We start from the raw sequence: 13,230 nt of genomic DNA, 5'->3' as shown, positions 1-13,230 counted from the left end.
AAATTATGTTTTACGATTTAAAAGATAAAAAACCAAAAAACTCTGGCGAAAATTGGGTGGCACCTAATGCAGTGATAATTGGTGATGTGACCTTAGAAAAAAATTCTAGTATTTGGTTTAATGCTACTTTAAGGGGAGACATAGAAAATATTTATATTGGTGAAGGCTCTAATGTTCAGGATGGTTGTGTGCTACATACAGATCCCGGTTGTCCTTTAAAAGTTGGAAAAAATGTAACCATTGGACATTTGGTAATGCTTCATGGATGCACAATAGGAGACAATAGTTTAATTGGAATAGGTGCAGTCATCCTCAACAAAGCAAAGATAGGAAAAAATTGTATTATTGGCGCAAAAGCTTTAATAACAGAAAATAAAGTAATACCAGATAATTCACTAGTAATAGGATCGCCTGGAAAAGTAATCAGAGAGGTTACAGACGAAGAAAAAAAAGCTGTTGATGAAAATACTAAACACTATCAGGATAATTGGAAGAGATATTCACAATCTATATTTTAGATAATGCCAACTTATACAGTAACTACATCAAATGTTAATCTTAACTCTAAAAAACAAAAAGAATTAGCTCAAGGAATTACTAAAATTCATAATGTTGTAACTGGTGCAAATACTTATTTCGCTCAAGTCATATTTAATAACACAAAGAAAAAAAATCATTTTATGGGAGGTAAAATAGTAAAAGAACCTTCTATTTTTTTACTCGGTCAAATTAGAGCAGGACGTCCAAAGAAAACAAAAGACAGATTAATTTCTGATTTAAAAAATATTATTGTTAAAACATCAAAATTAGATGAAACACAGATATGGGTTTATATTATAGATTTACCACCTTCACAAATGATTGAATATGGTGCTGTCTTACCAGAGTCTGGAAAAGAAAAACAATGGTTTGTGGGTTTATCTAGTAAACTTAAAAAGAAATTATCTGCCCTTGAAAAATAATATTAAGGCACAAGCCAACTATCTTTACTATTTTCTAAATCAAATCTAGCTCTTCGATGACCTTTAGCTGCTAGATAAAGCCACTCAATTGATTTAATGTTACACTGAATAACAGTAAAGTTTTTATAACCTTCCTCACTTTGCTCTTTTGTATAATCAAAATTATCTAATTCTGGTTTTAATCCTGATGTTGGTACATCAGACTCAGTTCCTGGACCTTTGTCTACTAAATAACATTTTCTACTTATATGTTGAGTTTTATCCCATGAAGTTTTTGCAATTTCATTTTTATGATTTATTACACAATTCACTTTTAACCTTACTTGGATTTTTTCATCTTTATCATAAAATAACATTGAGGCATTTGGATTTTTTTTTAGAATTCCTATTTTATCTGATCTAATATCGCTATGGAATTGAACTAAATTATTTGATTGATCTGATTTTCTTAAAACCACAATTCTTCCATCGATATTATTATCATTACCACAAATAAAAGTCGGAATTCTAAATTGAGAAGCTCTATTTTTTACAGCATCATCAAGCATGAGCCAAATTTTCTTTTTAATTTCACCAAAATCTTCATAGTATGCTGGTTGCATATACTATTACTTTCTAAATCTTTTGATTAAACTTGATGTATCCCAACGATTTCCTCCCATACCTTGGACTTCACCATAAAATTTATCAACTAATTCAGTTACAGGCAATAAGGATCCATTATTTTTTGCTTCATCCATTGCAATTTTTAAGTCTTTCCTCATCCAATCAACAGCAAAACCAAAGTCAAATTTATCATCAATCATTGTTTTGTATCTATTTTCCATTTGCCAAGATTGAGCAGCCCCTTTTGAGATAACTTCAATTACGTCCTCCATTTTCAATCCTGCTTTAATCCCAAAATTAATTCCCTCTGATAAACCTTGAACCAAACCTGCTATACAAATTTGATTAACCATTTTAGCTAATTGACCACATCCTGCTTTACCAAGTAATTTCATTTTTTTGCTATAACAATCTATTTTATCTTTAGCTTTATCAAAGTCAGCTTGATCTCCACCGATCATAACTGTTAGCGCTCCATTTTCTGCTCCAGCTTGACCACCAGATACTGGAGCGTCTAAAGATCCAAATCCATTTTTTTTTGCGTAATCATAAATTTCTCGCGCGATTGTTGCTGACGCTGTAGTGTTATCGATATAAACAGCACCTTTTTTAATTGTTTTAAAAATTCCTCTTTCACCAAATGTAACTTCTCTTAGGTCATTATCGTTTCCAACGCATGTAAAAATATAATCAGCGTCCTTTGCTGCTTCTGCAGGTGTTTCTGCCATTTTTCCTTTATGTTCACCAATCCATTTCTCTGCTTTAGTTTTTGTTCGATTAAAAACAGTTACATTATGACCACCTTTTGATATATATCCTGCCATTGGATATCCCATGACACCAAGACCTATAAAAGCTACATTACAACTCATAATTTTTTATGTTTAATAGTTTAAGTTTAAAAGTAATTCTATTTGGATTCATATTTACATTTTTTTCTAGCTTTGGACAGAGTTTTTTTTTAGGTCTTTTCAATTCTAGTATTCGTGATGCATTATCAATCACTCACGGACAATTTGGCACAATCTATGCATCAGCAACATTACTAAGCAGTTTAGTTATTATTTGGGTCGGAAAAAAAATTGATGATATCGATGTCTTTAAATTTGGAACTCTTGTAACTTTGCTTCTATCTTTTTCATGTTATTTTTTTTCTAAGATCTCATCGGTAACCTTTTTATTTATCGCTATTTTTTTAATGAGATTTTCAGGTCAAGGATTAATGTCTCACACCGCTACTACAACAATTTCAAGATATTTTACCAAATCAAGAGGAAAAGCTTTAAGCACGGGATGGTTTGGATTATCCACAGCTGAATTTATATTACCTGTATTCATCATTTATCTATTAACTTTTATGGAATGGAGAAGTATATGGATTAATATTTCATTAGTAATTTTATTTTTGCCAATAATTTCATATTTGCTTATTAAAAATATCAAACTCGACTCAAGAGAAATTGATAACAATAAAAATAAAAGAAACATAAAGATTAAAAATTGGAAAAGAATTGAGGTTATAAAAGATTATAGATTTTACATAGTTTGTGCCAATATGCTTGCGATGCCATGGATAGCAACTGGCATATTTGTTTATCAGTCATTTATTCTTTCCTCAAAAAATTGGGGTCCTTATGTTATTGCACAATCCTTTATGGCTTATTCTATTTTATCAGTAATTACATTATTTATTGCAGGATTTTTAATTGATAAGTTTTCGAGTAGAAAACTTTTAATTTATATGAATTTGCCTTTTTTACTCTCTCTGTTTTTGATTATAATTTTTGATAACGCTATAGTTTCTTTTTTATTTCTTGGATTAATAGGAATTTCAAATGGTTTAGCAAACGTGCTGGGTTCCTCAACTTGGGCGGAAGTTTATGGAGTGAAACATATTGGTTCAATTAAAGCTTTAACAACAGCACTTATGGTTTTCTCAACTGCTTTTGGAACAGCTGTGTTTGGTTTATTAATAGATAAAGGATTTTCAATAGAGCAGATTTCAATGATTTCAGGAACCTATATTTTTCTAGCTTTAGTCGCGCTAATTTTCGTCAGAAATAAACTAAATCCAATCAAAATTTAAAAAAAAACTTGATTTTTTAAAGATGCGTGTATAAACACTGCGCATGGCTAGAGTAACCGTAGAAGATTGTATAGATAAAGTAGACAGCCCATATGAACTGGTTTTAGTTGCAAAAGAAAGAGCAACTCAGCTTAACTCAGGTATTGAGCCATCTGTTGACAGGGATAATGATAAAAATACTGTTATAGCTCTAAGAGAAATTGCCGTTGAAAATGTTCAAGTAAAAGAGCTGACAGATAGTGCAGTTTATAAATTAAGAAAACATATTGAACAGGTTGATGATTTGAACGAAGATGATGAGGACATAGGTGATGATTTTGACAGTTTATACAAAGGTGAAATTTCAAAAAGTGGTGCACCAATTTTACCATCAAAAAGAGCAAGAAAAGTTCCTGAAAAAATTCAGGTATCAAAAGAAGATTTAGCTGAATTACAAAATTCTGATGCACCTGCACAATCTGAAAATGTTTCATCAGAACCTCAAGAAAACGAGACCGGTGAAGTATCGTTAGATGAAATTGCTGAAAACGATAGCCAGACTGAAGAAAATTCTGAGCCCTCAGAACAATAATATTTAATTAATTTTTAAAATAAGATATTCATTAACTTAATGAGCAAATCTCTTATAGTTGCATGTGATGGAGAAGCTGCTAGTGGAAAAAGCACTGGTGCGAAATTACTATCAAAAAAGTATAAACTATTGTTATTAAACTCAGGTCTTTTATATCGATATGCAAGCAAGATATTAATAACAAAAAAACCAAAAAAACCAATTCCTTATCTAAAAAAAATATTTAAAAGAACTTCTTATAATTCAATACAAAAACAATCACTTCATTCACAAGAAATAAGTAATCACGTCGGTTATTTAGCTAAAGATAAAGCTGTTCGAGAAATAATGAAAATTTATCAAAAAAAAATAATTAGAAAAAATAAAAGAATTTGTGTTGAGGGTAGAGATATTGCTACAAAAATTCTAAATAAAAACCCAAGATATGATTTAGCATTTTATTTTACTTGTAAAATAAATATTGCAGCTAAAAGAAGATGGAAAGAATTAAAAAAGAAAGCTCCTCTAAAAGAAATTCAAAAAAGTTTAGCGAAAAGAACAAAGATGGATAAAAATAGAAAATATTCACCACTTAAAAAAGTAAAAGACGCTATTCATATAAGTACAGATAGATTAAGTAAAAAAGAAGTTTTACGAAGAATGTCGAATGAGGTTGATAAAATTATTTAATTACAGAATTCCTCAATAATTTTTTTTCTATGTTCGTCTAAATCAGGTATATCACCTCTAGTTTTACTATCCTTATAGTTTGACATTTTAATAGGGTTACCTGCTGTTTTGAACTCACCTATCTTTTTGTGAAAAGAATTAACAATCATATTTCTAGTTTCTATTTGTGGATTTTCTACCGCTTGCTTTATATTAAATATTGGTCCACAAGGTATTTTTTCTTTTTCCATAAGACTTATCCAATCTGATGTTGATTTTGATGAAAGTTTTTTCTCAAGAATAATTTTTAACTCATCCATATTCTTGCTTCTTACAGAATTTGAATTAAATTTTTCATCTTTTGAAATTTCAGAAATATTTAGTAATACACAAAGTTTTTCAAACAATTTATCATTACCAGCTGCAATAATAATATAACTATCCTTAGTTTTAAATGCCTCGAAGGGTGCAATTGATGGATGTCTAGATCCCATTGGTTTAGGTATTTCTTTTTTTGAAAGATATCTTGCAATTGCATTTTCTAAAATTGCAATTTGACAATCAAGCATTGATACGTCGATATAAGTTCCCTTTCCTGTTTTCTGTCTATCATATAAGGCTGCATTAACTCCTATGGCTGTAAACAAACCTGCAGTAATATCACCAATTGATGTACCAACTCTTGTTGGCTCAGAGTTTGGTTGACCTGTTACACTCATCAATCCCCCCATACCTTGAACAACCATGTCGTAAGCTGGTAGCTCTCTTAATGGACCTGTTTGCCCAAAACCAGAAGCAGATGCATATATTAGTTTTGGATATTTTTTACAAACATCTTTCCAACCGTAACCCCATTTTTCTAAAGTGCCTGGCTTAAAATTTTCAACAAGTACATCAGTTTTTTCTAAAATTTTATCAAAGATTTTTTGATCCTCTTTATCTTTTAAATTTAAAGCAATACTTTCTTTACCTCTATTTAAAGACATAAAATATGCAGAGTACTCTTCTATAAAAGGACCAAATTTTCTCGAGTCATCTCCAGCACCAGGTGCCTCAACTTTGATAACTCTGGCCCCTAAATCTGATAAAACCATTGTGCAATAAGGTCCAACGAGAACTCTTGTCAAATCAAGAACTAATAAGTTTTTTAAAGGTCCATCCATAAGATATTGTTATACAGTACTTTAATACATATTGACTCTTATTAATAAGTTACATTTAATATACCATTAAATAATTAAAGAGAGGGATAAATATGTTTAAAAAAATATCTTTATATTTTATTTCATTAATCTTTGTATCAACAACTATTGGATCAGCTTTTGCAGTAACTTTAAAAGCTAGTCACCAGTGGCCTGGTACACCAAGAGCTGATGGATCATACGATGTTAGACACGAAATGGTTCAAATTATTGCTGATGAAATGAAAAAAGCAAATGTAGGAGTTGATATCAGAATCTATCCTGCAAAATCATTATATAAACCAAAAGAACAATGGAAGCCAATGACTACAGGTCAATTGGATATTTCAGCATTTCCTTTAGCTTATGCTGCTAAGTTCCATCCTGAATTCGATATTACTTTAATGCCTGGTATGGTTAAAAACCATAAGCATGCATTAAGAGTAAATGCGTCTCCAATGATGAAAGAAATTAAAAAAATCATTAACGATGCAGGTGTAGTAGTATTGTCTGATGCTTGGTTAGCTGGTGGATTTGTTTCAAAGAAAAATTGTATTTCGAATCCAGCTTCTGTAAAAGGTCAAACTTTCAGAGCAGCAGGTAAAGCTTTTAACCAAATGTTAGAGGCAGCAGGAGCAGGTATACAATCTATGCCATCTTCTGAAATCTACAATGGTTTACAGACTGGGGTACTTGATGGAGCAAACACAAGTTCAGGAAGTTTTGTATCTTACAGAATTTATGAGCAAGTTAAGTGTGCCACACCTCCAGGAGACTACGGTTTATGGTTTATGTATGAACCAATTTTGATGTCAAAAAAATCATTTGATGCATTGGATAGCAAGCAACAAAAAGCTTTAATGAAAGCTGGTAAAGTTGCAGAAAAATATATGACTAAAGAAGCTGCTGGTTTAGACACGACAATGGAAAAAGCTTACAAAGAAGCTGGAGTTAAGTTGTCTTATATGAAAAAATCAGACTTTGATGCTTGGTTAGCTATTGCTAAGCAGTCTTCATACAAAAATTTTGCAGAAAAAGTGCCAAACGGTCAAAAATTGATCGATATGGCTTTAGCTGTAAAATAATTTAAATAAAATTATACCCCTGCGAATGTAAGCAGGGGTATTTTTCATGACCGATAAATTTATTAAATTAACAAATTGGTTAGCAAAAGCTTGTGGTATATTCGCTGCGGGTTGTCTTTTTCTATCTATTGTTATTATTACCGAATTAGTATTTGAAAGATATTTATTTAAAAATGCTATTACATGGCAGACAGAGCTAGTTACAATGTTACTAGTGGCATCAACATTTATTGGAAGTGCTTATGTTCTAAGTGAAAAAGGTCATGTAAACATGGAATACCTTTATACATTTTTAAGTGAAAAAAATGTGACAAAATTAAAAATTTTTACAGACAGTCTTTGTTTAATTTTCTTTTTAATTTTGTTTTACGTGAGTTATGAAATAACTTATGAAGCTTTTGTAAAGAATTATAATACAGGCACTGTTTGGGGACCCCCATTATGGATACCTTATTCGTCGATGCTTATTGGGGCAACTCTCATGACTATGTCATACATTTCTGAATTAATTTTACATGTTAGAAAACTTAAGGAGTTTAAATAGTGGACCCATTATTATTAGGACTTGTTGTTGGAGTTTCAACAGTTGTAATGCTATTTTCAGGAATACCAATTGCATTTGGATTATGTTTCATCTCAGTTGTGTTTTTAGTGATTGCAGAAGGTTTTTCCATTTTAAACGTTTTTGCAGAAACATTTTATGCAGGTTTAAACTCATTTGTTTTGTTATCTATTCCAATGTTCATTTTGATGGGAATGGCAGTAGCAAATTCTCCAGCTGGTAAGGATTTGTATACAGGTTTAGATAGATGGCTTTGGAGATTACCTGGTGGACTTGTTGTATCTAACATTGGAGCTTGTTCTATATTTGCAGCTTTGAGTGGATCAAGCCCCGCTACTTGTGCCGCTATTGGCACAATGGGAATTCCTGAAATGAGAAAAAGAGGTTATTCGGCAAGATTAGCAACAGGATGTATTGCTGCGGGCGGAACCCTTGGAGTATTAATTCCTCCAAGTATAGTTCTTATAGTTTATGGCTTAGCTACAGGAACTTCGATTGGTAGATTATTTTTATGTGGTGTTATACCTGGATTACTTCTTGCAGGATTATTTATGTTATGGGCTTATATATATTCATATTTTATAGATAAAAAGTCTGCAGAAATTCTTAGAAATAGAAAACCTCCAACCTTAAGAGAAAAGTTAGAGGTCATTCCTAGAGTGCTTCCTTTCTTATTAATTGTAGTTGGAGTTTTATATGTTTTATATGGAGGTGTTGCTACACCATCTGAAGCATCAGGAGTAGGTGCTTTTCTTGTATTTGTTATGATTGCAGTCGTTTATAAAATTTATCAACCAAAAAAAATATGGGACATTGTAAAAGTTTCAATGAAAGAGAGTGTAATGATAATGTTTATTATTGCGGGCTCATATATATTTGCTTTTAGTCTATCAACTCTCTATGTAACACAATCAATCGCCCAAACTATCGTAGAAATGGGTTTAAATAAGTGGGTTTTATTTTTTTATATCAATATTTTTCTTTTAATAGCTGGTTTCTTTTTACCACCAGTAGCAGTAATTGTTATGACCTCTGCAATTCTGCTTCCAATAATTACTCAATTTGGTTTTGATCCTTATTGGTTTGCAATAGTCTTTACAATAAATATGGAGATAGGTTTAATTACTCCACCCGTTGGTTTAAATTTATATATTATAAAAGGAATTACTCCTGATGTTAGTCTTTCTGAAATATTAAAAGGCTCAATACCTTTTATGATAATGATGGTTATCTGTATAATAATATTGTGTATTTTCCCAGAAATAGTAACTTGGTTACCTGACAAATTAATGGGAAAAGCTCTTGCATACTAATAAAAAAATTAATCGCAAAATATCAGTTGCACCCATGATGGATTGTACAGATCGTCATGATAGGTTTTTTTTAAGGTTAATCAGCAAAAATGTTATGCTTTATTCAGAAATGGTTGCAACAAAGTCAGCTATCCATGGTGATAGAGAAAAAATCTTAGGATTTAGAAATGAGGAACAACCTGTTGCACTTCAAGTGGGTGGTTCAGATAAAAAAGAGCTTGCACAAGTTGCTAAATTGGCTGAGGAATATAGTTATAAAGAAATCAACTTAAATCTAGGATGCCCTAGTAAAAAGGTTCAAAAAAACTCTTTTGGAGCCTGTTTAATGAAAGAGCCTGACCTGGTTGCAGAATGTCTGAATGAAATGGTGAATGCTTGCAATATTCCCGTAACGGCCAAAACTAGAATTGGTGTTGATCATATTGAAGATTTTGATTATCTAAACAAATTTGTAAATAAAATCAAAGAAGCAGGTTGCAAAACAATTATATTACATGCAAGAAAAGCAATTTTAAAAGGTCTTACACCAAAGCAAAACCTTTCAATACCAAAATTAAATTATGAGAGAGTTTATGAAATTAAAAAAGAAAATCCTGATTTAGAGGTTATCATCAACGGTGGGATTACAAATACTGAAGATATAAAAAAACATTTAGAAATATGTGATGGCGTTATGATAGGTAGAGCGATTTATCAAAATCCGTACTTTTTATCAGAAATAGAAAAAGAAATTTTTAATACTAACAATATACCTTCAAGAGAAGACGTGGCTAAAGAAATTTTAAAATATTTAGAAGAGGAGGTGAAAGCAGGGGCAAAAGTAAACCATATTATGAGACACACAGTTGGATTGTACCATGGGCAACCAGGCTCTAAAGACTGGAAAAGATATTTAAGTGATAATATGATGGCAAGAGATTCTGACTTTAAAAAAGCAAAACACATTATGACAATTGTTCAGAATAATGAAAAGGCAAATCAAATTAACACTTAATGGAAAATTTAAATTTAAGTGAGATAGTAAATTTATTAACCGTCCTTGGTATTGCGGCAGCCGTAGCAGGTTTTATGGCTGGATTATTAGGAGTAGGAGGTGGAATTATAATGGTGCCAGCTTTGTACTATGCTTTTACTGTTTTAGATTTTGATTTAGTGACAAGAATGCATTTATCAGTTGGTACTTCTCTTGCAATAATTATACCTACTTCAATTATTTCTACAAAAACACATATGGAACACGATGCAGTTGATTTTAATATGGTAAAATCTTTTGGAATTTTTATAGTTTTAGGCGTTATTTGTGGAACTTTCCTGGCAGTGAGTTTAAAAACACCAGCATTAGTTTTATTTTTTGCAATATTTTCATTTTGTGTTGGTCTATTTTTTATTTTTTTAAGGGAGCAATTAATGGATAGACCAAAAAAAATCTCAGAATTAATAAAAAAAATTTCAGGAATATTGATAGGATTTATTTCAGTCCCTTTAGGTATTGGTGGAGGTTCTTTAATGGTACCATTTATGCGAACTTTTGGATATGACATTAGAAAGTCAATTGGGACAGCTGCAGCAGTTGGTTTTTTAATAGCTTTGACTGGTTCAATTACAATGATAACAGGTGGAGAAATAATTGATAATGTAAAATCACCATTCAGTTTTGGTTACATTAATTTATTAGGTTTTCTTGTATTTGTACCTGTAACAATGGTAATGGCCCGAATTGGAGCCAAAGTTGTTTACAAAATTAATAAAAAGTTATTAAGTAAAATATTTGGCTGTTTTTTATTATTAGTTTCTGTTAGGTCCTTCGTTGAATATTTTAATATAAATTAACTAACAAGGTTCAATTGTCCTTATCAATTTTAATAAATGAATACTGGTATTTTATCTTACTTATAGTTTTTGCAGCAACTGCCGTTGGTTTCTTTGCTGGATTATTTGGAATAGGTGGTGGATTGATTTCTGTTCCATGTCTTTTTTTCATATTTGAAACATTAAATATTGAAAAAGATTTTTTAATGCATTTAACAGTTGGTACAGCTTTTACGATAACAATATTCACATCTTCAGCATCTGTCTTTACCCATTATAAAAATAAATTGGTTGATATAAATGTAGTAAAAACCTTTGGGTTATTTGTTGTTTTAGGTGTTCTTATGGGAACAGTTTTTGCTGCATATATGAGTACAAAAAGTCTTGTTCTTTTTTTTTCAGTAGTTGTTTATGTTTTTGGAGCATACTTAATGCTTGCGCACGAACAAGTTAAGAGAGTTAATGTAAATAGAGCTTTTTATCCTAAGGCTGTCTTTGGTTTAATTTCAGGATTTATATCTGCACCCATGGGTATTACTGGCGCTATGATGAATGTTCCTTTACTTCGATATTTAGGTTATCCAATAAGTAAATGCATAGGGAGTGCCGCAACAATAGGATTATTTATATCTATAACCGGTTCAGTTGGTTTTTTAATTTCAGGTTTTTACTTTAATGCAAATTTACCTTTTAGTATTGGATTTGTTAATATTCCAGCTTTTTTATTATTTGTCCCAATTACAACTTTTATGGCAAGATTTGGAGCAAATACAGTTTATAAAATGAACAAAATTAAAGCTCAAAGACTTTTTGGAGTTTTTCTTTATGCTGTAGGAACAATTTTTATATACAGGTATTTTAATATTTAATTAATTTTTTGATCGTATTCGCCAATTTTTCCAGTTTCTTGCAACAACTTATCAATAAAATAAAAGATCTCTTTTTTTAATTCATCAGATGTTGGGCTTTCAGTAACTACAACTAAAGAGGGCTTGTTTGAAGAAGCTCTAATCAATCCCCAAGATCCATCTTCTAATGAGAATCTTATTCCATTGACTGTAAGTATATCATTAATTTTTAGTCCTTTAATTTTAAATTCATTGTCTTTTAGTTTATTAATTTTATCAATCATCCCATCAATGACACCATATTTTTCTTCATCTTTGCAAAACGGACCCATTGTTGGACTTTGAAAGGTTTTAGGTAAACTTTTTATTAAAATATCTAACTTTTCATTTTGATTATCCAAAAGGTTACAAACTTGAATAGCTGAATTGATGCCATCATCAAAACCATAACCAAGTGGTTGATTAAAAAAGAAATGTCCACTCTTTTCAAATCCAGCAATCGCTTTATCTTCATTCACTTTTCTCTTAATGTATGAATGACCAGTTTTCCAATAAATTGTTTTGCAGTTATTTTTATTTAAAATTTCATCATTCATAAATAAACCAGTTGATTTTACATCAACTATAAATTTTGAGTTTTTATGTTGATTTGAAATATTTCTTGCAATTAATAATCCAATTTTATCTGCGAAAATTTCGTTACCGCTATTATCTATAACGCCAACTCTGTCTCCATCACCATCAAAACCAAAACCCACATCTGCATTATTTTGTTTTACACATTTTGCGATTTCATGAAGCATTTCCATGTCTTCTGGATTTGGATTATATCTGGGAAAAGTATAATCTAAATTACAATCTAACTCTATTACTTCACATCCGATGCCTCTTAAAATTTCAGGCGCAAATATACCAGCTGTACCATTACCGCAGGCAGCAACTACCTTTAATTTTTTTTTTAATTTATTTTTCGATAATTCTTCGATATAAACTTTATTAAAATTTTTCACTTCCTGATATTTTCCTGAACCATCAATAAATTTTTCTTTTAAAACAATATCTTTTAATTCTGACATTTCATCCTTGCAGTGTGTTAGTCCTCTCTCAATACCCATTTTAATACCTGTCCATCCATTTTCATTATGGCTTGCTGTTATCATCGCAACAGCATCTGAATTCAATTTAAATTGTGAAAAATAAACAGTAGGTGAAAGACATAAACCTATATCTTTTACATTGCAGCCAGTAGATAAAAGCCCATTTACGAAATTTTTTTTAACATTTTCACTATATGATCTATAATCATGACCAACTATAACAGTTGGATTTTTTTTTGAGTTAATTACCTGTGTTCCGAATCCCTTTCCAACAGACTCGATTCCCAATTCGTTAATACTTTCTGGAAATAACCATCTAGCGTCATATTCCCTAAAACCAAAGGGATCTATTTTTTTCTCTTTTTTCATGTTGATATTTGTATATTTCTTTAATTTTTTTATTGCATATTTTTTTTCATGTTCTATAAATGTTCTATTGATTTCTAATTTATATAGTGTATT

15 protein-coding genes are annotated in these 13,230 nt (G+C 30.7%); 11 read left to right on the top strand and 4 right to left on the bottom strand.

Translation table 11 applies throughout. The features are described 5' to 3' along the window. The first annotated feature begins 5 nt into the window (after window positions 1–5). Both AMN80_RS03915 and AMN80_RS03910 read left to right on the top strand, forming a co-directional pair. Window positions 6–518 (top strand): gamma carbonic anhydrase family protein, encoded by a 513-nt coding sequence (locus AMN80_RS03915; protein WP_075520669.1) that lies wholly within the window; start codon window positions 6–8, stop codon window positions 516–518. 3 nt (window positions 519–521) lie between these two features. Next, window positions 522–962 (top strand): tautomerase family protein, encoded by a 441-nt coding sequence (locus tag AMN80_RS03910; protein ID WP_075520668.1) that lies wholly within the window; start codon window positions 522–524, stop codon window positions 960–962. 2 nt (window positions 963–964) lie between these two features. On the opposite strand, the gene AMN80_RS03905 is transcribed toward AMN80_RS03910, so the two are convergent. Then, on the bottom strand, window positions 965–1,564 hold the full coding sequence (locus AMN80_RS03905; protein WP_075520667.1) for a PNPOx family protein: 600 nt from the start codon (window positions 1,562–1,564) through the stop codon (window positions 965–967). A gap of 6 nt (window positions 1,565–1,570) precedes the next feature. Next, window positions 1,571–2,440 (bottom strand): NAD(P)-dependent oxidoreductase, encoded by an 870-nt coding sequence (locus AMN80_RS03900; RefSeq protein ID WP_075520666.1) that lies wholly within the window; start codon window positions 2,438–2,440, stop codon window positions 1,571–1,573. An 8-nt stretch (window positions 2,441–2,448) separates the two neighbouring features. Between AMN80_RS03900 and AMN80_RS03895 the strand changes: the two genes are divergently transcribed. From AMN80_RS03895 to AMN80_RS03885, 3 genes are read left to right on the top strand one after another with little or no spacing between them, the layout of a single operon-like run. After that, a complete protein-coding gene (locus tag AMN80_RS03895) occupies window positions 2,449–3,654 on the top strand; it encodes an MFS transporter (protein ID WP_075520665.1) in 1,206 nt (401 codons plus the stop codon). 43 nt (window positions 3,655–3,697) lie between these two features. Next, a complete protein-coding gene (gene rpoZ, locus AMN80_RS05745) occupies window positions 3,698–4,225 on the top strand; it encodes a DNA-directed RNA polymerase subunit omega (RefSeq protein ID WP_075520664.1) in 528 nt (175 codons plus the stop codon). A 39-nt stretch (window positions 4,226–4,264) separates the two neighbouring features. Further along, on the top strand, window positions 4,265–4,894 hold the full coding sequence (locus tag AMN80_RS03885) for a (d)CMP kinase (protein ID WP_075520663.1): 630 nt from the start codon (window positions 4,265–4,267) through the stop codon (window positions 4,892–4,894). On the opposite strand, the gene AMN80_RS03880 is transcribed toward AMN80_RS03885, so the two are convergent. Further along, window positions 4,891–6,036 carry a CaiB/BaiF CoA transferase family protein gene (locus tag AMN80_RS03880; RefSeq protein WP_075520662.1) on the bottom strand — a complete coding sequence of 382 codons (1,146 nt, stop codon included), beginning with the start codon at window positions 6,034–6,036 and terminating at the stop codon, window positions 4,891–4,893. The genes AMN80_RS03885 and AMN80_RS03880 overlap by 4 nt on opposite strands. Before the next feature lie 92 nt (window positions 6,037–6,128). On the opposite strand from AMN80_RS03880, the gene dctP reads away from it, so the two are divergent. The 6 genes from dctP to AMN80_RS03850 are packed head-to-tail and all read left to right on the top strand — an operon-like array spanning window position 6,129 to window position 11,692. Beyond that, window positions 6,129–7,139: a TRAP transporter substrate-binding protein DctP gene (gene dctP / locus AMN80_RS03875; protein WP_075520661.1), complete on the top strand. Its 1,011-nt coding sequence runs from the start codon at window positions 6,129–6,131 to the stop codon at window positions 7,137–7,139. A gap of 46 nt (window positions 7,140–7,185) precedes the next feature. Next, window positions 7,186–7,683 (top strand): TRAP transporter small permease subunit, encoded by a 498-nt coding sequence (locus AMN80_RS03870; RefSeq protein WP_075520660.1) that lies wholly within the window; start codon window positions 7,186–7,188, stop codon window positions 7,681–7,683. Beyond that, a complete protein-coding gene (locus AMN80_RS03865) occupies window positions 7,683–9,014 on the top strand; it encodes a TRAP transporter large permease (protein ID WP_075520659.1) in 1,332 nt (443 codons plus the stop codon). The genes AMN80_RS03870 and AMN80_RS03865 overlap by 1 nt, the downstream gene beginning before the upstream one ends. A 7-nt stretch (window positions 9,015–9,021) precedes the next feature. Continuing rightward, window positions 9,022–10,008 carry a tRNA dihydrouridine(20/20a) synthase DusA gene (gene dusA, locus AMN80_RS03860; RefSeq protein WP_075520753.1) on the top strand — a complete coding sequence of 329 codons (987 nt, stop codon included), beginning with the start codon at window positions 9,022–9,024 and terminating at the stop codon, window positions 10,006–10,008. Beyond that, entirely contained in the window at window positions 10,008–10,844 is an 837-nt protein-coding gene (locus AMN80_RS03855; RefSeq protein ID WP_075520658.1) for a sulfite exporter TauE/SafE family protein, read from the top strand. The genes dusA and AMN80_RS03855 overlap by 1 nt, the downstream gene beginning before the upstream one ends. Before the next feature lie 14 nt (window positions 10,845–10,858). Further along, window positions 10,859–11,692 carry a sulfite exporter TauE/SafE family protein gene (locus tag AMN80_RS03850; protein ID WP_256997984.1) on the top strand — a complete coding sequence of 278 codons (834 nt, stop codon included), beginning with the start codon at window positions 10,859–10,861 and terminating at the stop codon, window positions 11,690–11,692. Here AMN80_RS03850 and AMN80_RS03845 read toward each other — a convergent pair. Next, window positions 11,689–13,137 (bottom strand): phosphomannomutase/phosphoglucomutase, encoded by a 1,449-nt coding sequence (locus AMN80_RS03845; protein WP_075520751.1) that lies wholly within the window; start codon window positions 13,135–13,137, stop codon window positions 11,689–11,691. The genes AMN80_RS03850 and AMN80_RS03845 overlap by 4 nt on opposite strands. Window positions 13,138–13,230: the final 93 nt, after the last annotated feature.

The sequence above is a fragment of the Candidatus Pelagibacter communis genome, assembly GCF_001179985.1.
Taxonomy (GTDB): domain Bacteria; phylum Pseudomonadota; class Alphaproteobacteria; order Pelagibacterales; family Pelagibacteraceae; genus Pelagibacter; species Pelagibacter ubique_J.
Note: the sequence above shows the minus strand (reverse complement) of the source record. Positions and strands in the feature narration are given on the sequence as shown.

What these genes read in the sequence shown, in the direction of transcription:
- AMN80_RS03915 (WP_075520669.1), top strand. Translation starts at nt 6, where the DNA reads ATGTTTTACGATTTAAAAGATAAAAAACCAAAAAACTCTGGCGAAAAT.
- AMN80_RS03910 (WP_075520668.1), top strand. Translation starts at nt 522, where the DNA reads ATGCCAACTTATACAGTAACTACATCAAATGTTAATCTTAACTCTAAA.
- AMN80_RS03905 (WP_075520667.1), bottom strand. Translation starts at nt 1,564, where the DNA reads ATGCAACCAGCATACTATGAAGATTTTGGTGAAATTAAAAAGAAAATT.
- AMN80_RS03900 (WP_075520666.1), bottom strand. Translation starts at nt 2,440, where the DNA reads ATGAGTTGTAATGTAGCTTTTATAGGTCTTGGTGTCATGGGATATCCA.
- AMN80_RS03895 (WP_075520665.1), top strand. Translation starts at nt 2,449, where the DNA reads ATGTTTAATAGTTTAAGTTTAAAAGTAATTCTATTTGGATTCATATTT.
- rpoZ (WP_075520664.1), top strand. Translation starts at nt 3,698, where the DNA reads ATGGCTAGAGTAACCGTAGAAGATTGTATAGATAAAGTAGACAGCCCA.
- AMN80_RS03885 (WP_075520663.1), top strand. Translation starts at nt 4,265, where the DNA reads ATGAGCAAATCTCTTATAGTTGCATGTGATGGAGAAGCTGCTAGTGGA.
- AMN80_RS03880 (WP_075520662.1), bottom strand. Translation starts at nt 6,036, where the DNA reads ATGGATGGACCTTTAAAAAACTTATTAGTTCTTGATTTGACAAGAGTT.
- dctP (WP_075520661.1), top strand. Translation starts at nt 6,129, where the DNA reads ATGTTTAAAAAAATATCTTTATATTTTATTTCATTAATCTTTGTATCA.
- AMN80_RS03870 (WP_075520660.1), top strand. Translation starts at nt 7,186, where the DNA reads ATGACCGATAAATTTATTAAATTAACAAATTGGTTAGCAAAAGCTTGT.
- AMN80_RS03855 (WP_075520658.1), top strand. Translation starts at nt 10,008, where the DNA reads ATGGAAAATTTAAATTTAAGTGAGATAGTAAATTTATTAACCGTCCTT.
- AMN80_RS03845 (WP_075520751.1), bottom strand. Translation starts at nt 13,137, where the DNA reads ATGAAAAAAGAGAAAAAAATAGATCCCTTTGGTTTTAGGGAATATGAC.